The organism is Bacillus sp. ISL-77 (assembly GCF_018613105.1).
Genome location: NZ_JAGGQY010000017.1, coordinates 52493 through 60907 on the forward strand (window position 1 = coordinate 52493; position 8415 = coordinate 60907).

Here is an 8415-nt window from a genome sequence, read left to right on the forward strand (position 1 = left end):
GTCATACTAATTATACTTATAAAATAAATTACTTTATTAAAATATTTAAAACATTCAAAGCTATTATCATCCTAACATTAAAATAATACATTGAGCAATAACTTTATTAGAAAAGAATAAAGCTGGAAATTGAACAAAAAGGAGCTGGAACCATGTCGATCGAAATTGAATTTGATTCCTCCTGGAAGGATGATTTTTTACATAGAATTGAAAACGATGGTCCATGGGGGAATTGGGAACTTTTTAAACTAGCAATTGGAGTTGAAAAACATCTCGTCATTCCAGATTTCAAGGGTTTATTGGCACCAAGCCATTTACCCAATCTAACCCCACTTCCTCACCAGCTTGAAACAGCAAAACAAGTAATTGAAAACATGAATGGGAAAGCCATCCTTGCCGATGAAGTAGGACTCGGAAAAACGATTGAGGCCGGGCTTATTCTAAAAGAATATATGATTCGCGGATTGGTGAAAAAGGTATTAATTCTTGTCCCTGCATCGTTAGTTACTCAATGGTCGATGGAGTTGAATAGCAAATTTTTCATTCCAGCCATTTCACAAAGAAAAAGTTATGTATGGGAACAATGTGATGTCGTCGTGTCGTCGATTGATACGGCCAAACGGAATCCACACCGAGACATCATTTTCAAGCAGGACTATGACCTAATTATCATTGATGAAGCCCATAAACTTAAAAATAACAAAACAAAAAACTACGAATTTGTCCAAAATCTGAAAAAGAAATTTTGTTTACTATTGACGGCAACACCCATTCAGAACCGTATCGAGGAAATTTTTAATCTGGTTTCATTATTAAAACCAGGACATTTAGGCAGCGAAACGACATTCTTTGAAAAATACAAACGAGATGCACGTTCATTAAATGATGATGAGCATTTAAAAGAATTAGTAAACAAGGTTATGATTCGGAACCGGCGGGCAGATACAGGCATTGAGTGGACGAAAAGGCATGTGGAAACCATTCCGATTGAATGCACTCAAGAGGAGAAAGATCTTTATGAGTCAATTACTGAATTAAAAAATGAGGGGAATTGGGCACAGGCAAGTTCATTCTCCGTAATGACATTACAGCGTGAGGCATGCAGCAGTAGAGAAGCAGTTTTTTATACATTAAAAAACATGCTGCAAAAAAAGGAAAATCCAACCCCAGCTTTCGAAGAACAAATTCAGTATTTAATAACAAAAGTCGAAGCTGTCCAGAAGAATTCAAAAGCGGAAAAAGCATTAGAATTAATTCAAAAAGTAAATGATAAAGTGATTATTTTTACAGAATACCGTGCAACACAAATGTACCTCCAATGGTATTTAAAACAGCATGGAATTTCATCTGTCCCTTTTCGGGGCGGCTTTAAGCGTGGAAAAAAGGACTGGATGAGAGAATTATTCCAAAAGCACGCTCAAGTCCTTATTGCAACTGAAGCAGGCGGTGAAGGTATTAACCTTCAATTTTGTAATCATATAATTAACTTTGATTTGCCATGGAATCCAATGAGGCTCGAACAACGAATTGGTCGTATCCATCGTCTGGGCCAGGAAAAGGATGTCATGATTTATAATTTTGCGATAAAAAATACTGTCGAAGAACATATTTTGAAGCTTCTTTATGAGAAAATACATTTATTTGAAAAAGTAATTGGTGAACTTGACGATATATTAACAAAGTTGGAATTTGGCAATATAGAAGACCATTTAATCGATATTTTTGGACAATCCTCATCCGAAGGCGAAATGCGAATTAAAATGGAAAATTTATCATCAATGATTGAATTTGCTCAGGACATGAAGAAGGGAGATTCACATGCAGCAGCAGGAAATTCATAACTTTTTATTGAACTATTTTCAGGCTAATGACTGTGCAATTGTGGCGAATAGCCCAGGCTATTTGACTGTTCAATTAACAGTTGAACTTGATAAGGAATTAATGAATCGGCCTTTTTACTGGCACTATTTAGAAAAAACGGGCGGAATTCCAAACCCGATGAAGTTAACATTTATTACGAACCAAGATGCCGCTCCTGAAAATATAAAGGGGGAAATCATTCATTTTGGTTCACCTCGGCTTCATCAAATTTTTACTTCGGCGAAAAATTTAGCCAGCTATATCCGACTTTATGAAAATCATCGGAATCAAAACAAGCAAACTCCTTTACTACCATGGCTTTGTATGAATGTTAAGATCTCCTATCAATGTGACCGTAAGCGGGATATTTTCAAATCAATCGGCTTACAACTCATTAACGGAAAAATGGTTGAAGATTTCCATGACAGACTGCTTGAAATACCGTTAACACCAAAAATACCTGATTACTCCTTTACTTTGTCACCTTTAGTGAAACCTCAAAGCGGGATGATGAGAGTTGAAACCTATCTTACATCCATAATTGAGAAGGATGACCACTCTTGGGCAATAGATGCTCGAGAACGTTGGGATAAAGATTTACGCCTCTTGAATCATTTTTACGAAGATGTTGAAGATGAAAATGAAAACTTTGAAACCGAAAAAATGGCTCTACAGGAACAGTACGAACCAAAAATCTCCATATCCTTCATCAATGGCGGCCTCTTTTATCTAACTGAAAAAGCAATATAAGGGACAGGGTGTCAGGCACCATGTGAAATTTTCACATGGTGCCTGACACCCTTAAAAATATTTTTGAAAATAAAGAAGGATAAGGAGGAACCTTGTCGAATATTATCCAAAGAAAAATGAAAAGGCGGTGGTACTTATTGTTAGCGAGATAGAAATTTTAGCAAATCGAATCATTACAGATGCTGCACGAAACCAGGCAACAGATATTCACATTATCCCAAGGAAGAGGGACACACTCGTCCAAATCCGACTAACCAACAAGTTAATTCCTCGATTATCCCTTCCAAAAGACGAATGCGACAGATTAATCTCACATTTTAAATTCACAGCCAATATGGATATCGGAGAAAGAAGACGACCACAAAGTGGATCCATTTTTTGTGAAGTTGACGGAAATTTAATGGGGCTCAGGCTTTCCACACTCCCTTCTAATAACAGAGAGAGCCTTGTCATCCGGCTATTACCACAGCAAGAACAAATTCCTTTTCACCAACTTTCACTCTTCCCAGCAATGACCCGAAAACTACTTGCCCTTCTCAAACACGCTCATGGATTAATAATTTTTACCGGGCCGACGGGCAGCGGAAAAACGACTACTCTCTATTCCCTTTTAAATGAAACCGCCCACTTATTTCATCGTAATGTCATTACACTCGAAGATCCCATTGAAAAAAACTATGACTCAGTCCTGCAGATCCAAGTCAATGAAAAAGCAGGCGTCACCTATGCAGCCGGATTAAAGGCAATTCTTCGACATGATCCTGACATTATCATGGTCGGTGAAATTAGAGATGCTGAGACGGCAAAGATTGCGGTAAGGGCTGCATTAACAGGCCATCTAGTGCTTTCCACGATGCATACCCGTGATGCGAAGGGAGCGGTTTATCGCCTGCGTGAGTTTGGAGTGAATTGGTTAGAGGTCGAGCAGACACTTATTGCCATAACTGCCCAAAGGTTGGTTGAACTTACCTGCCCTTTTTGCGAAGGAGAATGTTCACCTATTTGTTATTCCTATGGCAGATGGAAACGCGCCAGTGTATTTGAACTTTTATCCGGACGAAATTTACACGCAGTAATGAAAGCTGCTCAAGGAGAAAAAATAGAAATTCGTTACCGAATGATAAAAGATGTAATTAATAAGGGCATTGCCCTTGGATATATTCAAGAATCTGAATATGAACGATTGGTATATGACGATGAAACGGTCTAAATGGTCAGTGAATGAACAAGCAAATTTCCTGAGAAGAACTGCTGAACTATTGGCAAGGGGGTATCCAATTGCTCTAGCAATTGAATCCATAGCATTACAATTACCGTCAAAACGAAAGGAGGATTTAAATGGTTGTTTAGAAGAGTTGAAAAAGGGTTTACCGTTTCATGATGCATTAAATAATCTTGGTTTCAACAAAGACTTAGTCGGTTATGTCTATTTTGCGGAGCAACATGGCAGCTTTGCTGATGCTCTGTTAGAAGGAAGTGATCTTGCCCTATTAAAAGATAAAGACGTACACAAGTTGATCAAGTTGCTTCAGTATCCAATGGTGCTTTTAGTTATTACAGGTTTTCTATTTATTTTTATAGAAAATACATTGCTGCCAAGGTTCACCACCCTTTTTTCATCACTTGGTCTGGAAGCAAATTTTTTCACAAATGTCATTTATGCTTTTGATCAATACTTCCCAACTGTTATCGGTACCCTGCTTCTGATCCTAATTATGGGAGCCGCTTATTATCTTCTCTTTTTTAGAAAACTCTCCGTCCTAAAACAAAGGTCACAACTTGTTCGAATACCTTTTGTTGGCAGGATCCTCAAATTGCTGTTTACCCACTACTTTTCCATTCAACTTAGCTTTCTCTTATCCGGTGGATTATCAGTTTCCGAATCCTTACAACTATTTGAACAGAATCTCAGGCATCCTTTTTACAGTCACTTAGCTAAAACGATTAAAACTAAGCTAATTACCGGAGAAAAGTTGGAGACAATTTTAGCGTCTCTGTCGTTTTTCGAAAAAGAATTTCCGATGATTGTAAAACACGGCCAAGAAAATGGAAAATTGGAGCAGGAGTTATTATTTTTCAGTAAGCATTGTGTCACTAACATGGAGGAAATGATAGAAAAACGGTTAACAACCATCCAGCCAATTCTTTACATTTTTATTGGATTCATGGTGGTTTCGATGTATTTAGCGATTCTGTTACCCATGTTTCATCTACTGGACGGCATTTAAAAAAATGGAGGTTAATAAAAATGATGAAAAATGAAAAAGGCTTTACTTTAATTGAAATGATGATCGTCATGCTCGTAATTTCGGTCTTGTTAATTATCACAATTCCAAACGTTGCCAAACATAATTCTAACATCAACAATAAAGGCTGTGATGCCTATGTTAAAATGGTCCAGGCACAAGTTCAGGCTTATGAAATGGATAAGAATAAAGTACCAACTATCGCGGAACTAAAAGCAGAAGGATATATTAAGGGGGACGCTAAAGGTTGTCCAAACGGAAAGACAGTTGAAATAGACTCTGAAGGTACTGTAACAGCTGTTGCATCAGTAACCACTCCATAATGAATACGCATCAAAAAGGCTTCACTTTAATTGAGTCCTTATTAGTTCTCTCCATCTTCATGATTATCTCCTCAATTACAGTTTTCTCCTTAAAACCACAGCACTCAGTAATGGAGGATGAGGCCTTTTTAATCCAATTAAAAGCCGACCTATATTATGCTCAACAATATGCTATCTCCCATCATGATGAAGTATCCATTGTTTTTGTTCCAGATCAATATAGGTATTATCTGTATTTGTGGCCGGCACCAACGCCGATCGTCAATCGAAAGTACAGTACAAATATTTATCTCAAAGAAGGTTCTCTCCCCTTATATTTGAAATTCCTAAGCGACGGAAACGTAAACCAGTTTGGAAATTTTTTTATCCAAACAAAAAATAAAACATATGTTATTACCTTTTTAATTGGAAAGGGTCGGTTCTATGTTAAGGAGTTCTAGAGGATTTTTTTTGCTTGAACTGCTACTTTCTTTATCTGCCTGGTTAATGCTTGGTTTATTTTTACTGCCTTTATTGATCGAACTAAGAGATCAATCACGCCAATTAGAATGGGAGAGCAAGGCGAGGCAGCTGATGTATGAGGAACTACAGACCAAATTAATCAGTAATAAAACATTTTCAAATTACACTTCCATTTTGAATGGAGTTGAATACCAAATCACATGGAAAGACACCGGAGCAGCTGACCAAAAGGAGGTGTGTGTAAGAATTGAAAAAAATTCATTACAGCCTGAAACCGAAATTTGTGGGCCCCTTGAATGAAAAAGCATTTACGCTCATCGAGGTACTAATTGCTTTTTCAATTTTTACGACGATTATTTTCTTTATGACACCTGTTTTTCAAATTATCCTGACTAATAAGGACACTGAGGCATCGTTACAGGCAATGGAATGGGAAGTTTTTTCGAGCCAAATCAAAAAAGAAATAAAGCAGTCCACTCGTGCCGAAGTGATTTCCGGAAGGTTAATTCTAACGAAGGATACTGGAACCATTCAATATGAAAAGTACGGTACTAATCTTAGGAGACGTGTGAATTCAACTGGTCATGAAATAATCCTCCAAAATGTTTCACAATATTCGTTCGCCATTTTAAACAATGCAGTCAAAACCATCGTAACGGATCTATGGGGAAAAGAATACTCAGTTACAGCTTTTCCATTAGTAAATTCGGGGCCAGTCCCATGAAAAATAATGAAAAAGGCTTCACTTACCCACTTACCTTGTGCCTGATCATCATTTTTTTATTATTTTTCTCGGTACGTATTGAACAATTGTTATCCGAAAGAAAAATGGCACATGAAACGGCTATCATCCTCCAAGAGGAGTACTATTTTCTATCGTCGGTAAAAAAAGTTGAAGTAATATTTCAAAAGAGTGGGATCTTACCTGTCAAGGGAACAATTAGTTTTGTTAACGGCACCATGGATTACCAAGCTGAAACTCCTACTGGGTATGTCCAAAAAGTCAATTTTACTCTCCACCTCCATGCTGTTGACAAAACAGTCATTGGACGGGGATATTTTGATACAAGGACAAAGAGATTAAGTAAATGGGTCGAATTAAAATGAAGAAATATGGACATACTTGTTTATGAAAATTAAAGGCAGGTGTGTCCATGAAAACAAACGACTATGTGAAATATATGACCCAAACCATCGTGAAATACGCAGACCAACCGAAGGATGAACGAAAACGAATTCGTACAGCTCGAAAAGAAACAAAAGCTTCTTTTTGGTATCGCTGGTTCGGAATTCTACCCTACATCGTTTATTTTGAAGTCAAAAAAAGACGAAAATTGTAACGAGCGGATGCTGGGTCTGCTTCGTTATTTTTCCAAAAAACTATATTTCTGCTATTGACAAGATATTATTAATGAATTTAGGCTATTTTTTTATTATATTGTTACAATATAAAGTCGCAAATTGTGAACATTTTCTAAACATATAGTGTTAACATTGTTAACCACATTCCCATGTTAAAATGGCTGTATTATAATGGAATAAATTATGGGGGTCCGAGGTGAACAGTGATGGAACAAACATTAAAAATAACAAACGTTTTGTCAGATCCAACACGGTACTATATTTATCAATACATTACAAAACGTCATCAAGAAGTAACCGTTCAAGAGGTGGCGGAAAATTTTAATATTCATCCGAATGTAGCAAGATTGCATTTATCAAAGCTTGAAGATGTAAATATGTTAGCATCCGAAACCAAGAAAACAGGTAAGGGCGGCAGACCAAGTAGATTATATCGTTTATCTGACGATGTAATCCAGCTGCATTTCCCGTTTCGCGACTACATGCTTTTATCCAAAGTCGCACTCCAAACAATGATTTCGCTTGGAGAAGCAGGAAAGCAAGCCCTTTATCTAACAGGAAAACGATTTGGTACAGAAGTGATTGAACAAGAAAAGGCAAAAAGAGCATTTGGTGAGGAATTAGAATTTGAGCAAAAGCTAACAATATTAAAAAGCGCTGCAACGCTTGCAGGTTTTTATCCAGAATTTGAGCAAACGGTGAAAAAACAAAAATCTATTTTCAAATTTTCAATTGTCCATTTAAAGAAGTGGCAGAAGAACATTCGGAAACAGTTTGCAGTATGCACCATGAATTTCTAATGGGAATGTTTGGAGCACTATTTGAATCCGTTGAGTTGATTGAAAAAGAAAATATTATTTCTGGCTGCGAAACTTGTTCATATCAAGCGCTGGTTACAAACTAATTCGAAACCATTATTTACATTATGCCTCCTTTTCCTTATAATATTGTAATGATGGTATCGTAGGGTAAAAGGAGGGGGATACATATGGATCGCATGTTCAGAGTTTGTGGTTTCTGGACGGGCATTTTTACAGTTATGTTTTATCTAGGTGATATGGATAAAACGGCAATGCTATTCTTAGCCCAAACAGGTTTTTTCGTTCTGCTTAGCTATCTTAAATTATCCGAGCGCATGTATTTGTGGGTATTCGGAGCATATTTAACAGTTTTCTTCGCAGGTTTCACTTATTGGACTACGTTCATGATGGTGCCTGGTGCAGGTCATTGAGAAACATTTAGAAAAAACGTCGGTATTAGACTGTCCTAGTGATTTGAGACAGAGATAAAACACCCTTATTAGGCTGCCATACTTCCAAATTCAACGGGCGTTTGGTAGCCTAATTTTTCTTGAATGCGTTCTTCATTATAATGTTTAACGTAATCTTCTACATGATTTCGTACTTCCTTTA

General features: G+C 37.0%; 12 protein-coding genes and 1 pseudogene. 12 read left to right on the forward strand and 1 reads right to left on the reverse strand.

The window, feature by feature from the left end:
- Positions 1-152: 152 nt before the first annotated feature.
- The 12 genes and pseudogenes from J7E77_RS06315 to J7E77_RS06370 all read left to right on the forward strand — a co-directional run bounded on the left by J7E77_RS06315 (position 153) and on the right by J7E77_RS06370 (position 8234).
- Positions 153-1841: a DEAD/DEAH box helicase gene (locus J7E77_RS06315; protein WP_214713145.1), complete on the forward strand. Its 1689-nt coding sequence runs from the start codon at positions 153-155 to the stop codon at positions 1839-1841.
- A complete protein-coding gene (locus J7E77_RS06320) occupies positions 1819-2610 on the forward strand; it encodes a YqhG family protein (protein ID WP_214713146.1) in 792 nt (263 codons plus the stop codon). The genes J7E77_RS06315 and J7E77_RS06320 overlap by 23 nt, the downstream gene beginning before the upstream one ends.
- Before the next feature lie 127 nt (positions 2611-2737).
- Positions 2738-3820, forward strand: a complete 1083-nt coding sequence (comGA, locus tag J7E77_RS06325) for a competence type IV pilus ATPase ComGA (RefSeq protein WP_088088960.1) — start codon at positions 2738-2740, stop codon at positions 3818-3820.
- Complete coding sequence (gene comGB, locus J7E77_RS06330) at positions 3786-4838, forward strand: competence type IV pilus assembly protein ComGB (RefSeq protein ID WP_251028004.1); 1053 nt, start codon at positions 3786-3788, stop codon at positions 4836-4838. Before comGA ends, comGB begins: the two co-directional genes overlap by 35 nt.
- A 20-nt stretch (positions 4839-4858) precedes the next feature.
- A complete protein-coding gene (comGC, locus tag J7E77_RS06335) occupies positions 4859-5179 on the forward strand; it encodes a competence type IV pilus major pilin ComGC (protein WP_282599550.1) in 321 nt (106 codons plus the stop codon).
- Positions 5179-5619 (forward strand): competence type IV pilus minor pilin ComGD, encoded by a 441-nt coding sequence (comGD, locus tag J7E77_RS06340; protein WP_214713147.1) that lies wholly within the window; start codon positions 5179-5181, stop codon positions 5617-5619. The genes comGC and comGD overlap by 1 nt, the downstream gene beginning before the upstream one ends.
- Before the next feature lie 10 nt (positions 5620-5629).
- A complete protein-coding gene (locus tag J7E77_RS06345) occupies positions 5630-5941 on the forward strand; it encodes a hypothetical protein (protein ID WP_214713148.1) in 312 nt (103 codons plus the stop codon).
- Positions 5889-6365 (forward strand): competence type IV pilus minor pilin ComGF, encoded by a 477-nt coding sequence (comGF, locus tag J7E77_RS06350; RefSeq protein WP_251027023.1) that lies wholly within the window; start codon positions 5889-5891, stop codon positions 6363-6365. Before J7E77_RS06345 ends, comGF begins: the two co-directional genes overlap by 53 nt.
- The gene (gene comGG / locus J7E77_RS06355; protein ID WP_214713149.1) at positions 6362-6748 is read left to right on the forward strand and encodes a competence type IV pilus minor pilin ComGG; all 387 of its coding nucleotides are present in this window, start codon (positions 6362-6364) and stop codon (positions 6746-6748) included. The genes comGF and comGG overlap by 4 nt, the downstream gene beginning before the upstream one ends.
- A 47-nt stretch (positions 6749-6795) precedes the next feature.
- A complete protein-coding gene (locus J7E77_RS06360) occupies positions 6796-6981 on the forward strand; it encodes a YqzE family protein (protein WP_088088967.1) in 186 nt (61 codons plus the stop codon).
- Positions 6982-7209: 228 nt separating this feature from the next.
- A pseudogene (locus J7E77_RS06365) lies at positions 7210-7907 on the forward strand (helix-turn-helix transcriptional regulator).
- Between the two features lie 84 nt (positions 7908-7991).
- Positions 7992-8234: a DUF2626 domain-containing protein gene (locus tag J7E77_RS06370; RefSeq protein WP_088088969.1), complete on the forward strand. Its 243-nt coding sequence runs from the start codon at positions 7992-7994 to the stop codon at positions 8232-8234.
- Between the two features lie 68 nt (positions 8235-8302).
- Here the strand turns inward: J7E77_RS06370 and J7E77_RS31670 are convergent.
- On the reverse strand, positions 8303-8415 hold a 113-nt coding region (locus J7E77_RS31670; RefSeq protein ID WP_214713154.1), incomplete at its 5' end, for an IS3 family transposase.